Source organism: Microbacterium sp. HSID17254, from assembly GCF_003989315.1.
Lineage (GTDB): Bacteria > Actinomycetota > Actinomycetes > Actinomycetales > Microbacteriaceae > Microbacterium.
In genome coordinates this window covers 1-1,397 of record NZ_RBLT01000095.1, presented here as the reverse complement: position 1 = coordinate 1,397, position 1,397 = coordinate 1, and the positions used below count along the sequence as shown (strand labels likewise).

The 1,397-nt window shown below is 70.1% G+C and carries 1 protein-coding gene; it reads left to right on the top strand.

The window, feature by feature from the left end:
* Window positions 1–318 precede the first annotated feature (318 nt).
* Window positions 319–1,397: glucuronyl esterase domain-containing protein (locus D8M34_RS17875; protein WP_202976283.1), on the top strand; the 1,079-nt coding region annotated here is incomplete at its 3' end.

Genomic DNA, 1,397 nt, shown 5'->3' with positions numbered 1-1,397 from the left:
CGGCAGGACGTCCCGACGGTGCGGGCTCGTGCGTCGGCGTTGGGCGACCGGGTCGCGATGCGTTTGGCGGCCGGGCGGGTGCGCCTCGACGGTGTCCAGGGGAGTGACCTGGACACCCCGGCCCCGGCGGGCACCCGCATCGTCATCGGCGGGGCCTGACGGGGACCGCCAGGGCTACCCGGGCACGCCTGGGTCCCCCACTGCGCCGTCTCGCCAGGCCTCATACCCTCGAATAGTAGATCTACATTAGATACCCTCGAATAGTAGATCTACATTAGTAGATCTACTATCCTCTTCTGTATCGAAGAATGGATGCAGATGATGCCTGCTTACCGGCGGCGGCGCCGACTGTCGTCGATGGGTGTTCTGGTGGGGGCTCTCGCGGTCGTCGCGGCCGCGCTGCCCGCAGAGACGTCCGGCTCGACGGTGGCCCGCACCGCGGGGTCCAGCCCCGAGAGTCGTCCGGTGTCGGCGGAGGCTGTAGCCGGGGTGGTGGGTCCGCTCGATGATCTGGGTGTCCCGGATCCGCTGGTGTCGGGTTCCGGTGAGCGGATCACCAGTGCGCGGGCCTGGGAGCGGCAGCGTCCGGAGTTGCTCGCGGCGTTCGAGGAGAACGTCTATGGCACGTCGCTGCCTGCGCCGGCGAAGACGACGTTCTCCGAGGCCGGCGGCGGGGGCGGCTCGGCGAAGAAGGTCACCATCACGGTGACCGGCCCGGAGGGGGATGCGAGCTTCACTCTGCGGCTGTTCACGCCGACGACGGGTACGCCGAAGGGCACGTTCCTGCTGATCGACCACCGCGGGTCGGTCGGGGATGATCCCGGCTCGGGTGGCTACTCCCCCGCGGCGACGATCACCGGGGCCGGGTACGCCCTGGCCGCGGTCAACGCCGAGGAGATCGCCCCCGGCGACGCCGGCTCCTACCGCAACGGCGTGATCAACGCCTTCTACCCGCCCGGCCAGGACCTGCCCGCCGACGCCGGGCGCACGATCAGCGCGTGGGCGTGGGCGTGGGCGTGGGGCGCGAGCCGGGCGATGGACTACCTGCAGACCGATCCGGACATCGACCCGAGCAAGGTCGCGGTGATCGGGCACTCCCGCGGTGGGAAGGCCGCGCTGTGGGCCGGCGCTCAAGATCCGCGGTTTCCGGTGGTGATCTCGAACAACTCCGGCTCCACCGGGGCGAAGCTCGCCCGGCGCGACTCGGCCGGGGAGTCGATCTCGGCGATCAACTCTCAGTTCCCGCACTGGTTCCCTGAGACCTACAAGCGTTTCGACGGCAACGCTGACGCCCTGCCGGTGGATCAGAACGAGCTGCTCGCGCTGATCGCGCCGGGTCGTGTCGTGGTCGCCTCCGCCACCGACGACGGGAACGCCCACCCGCAGGGTGAGTGCCT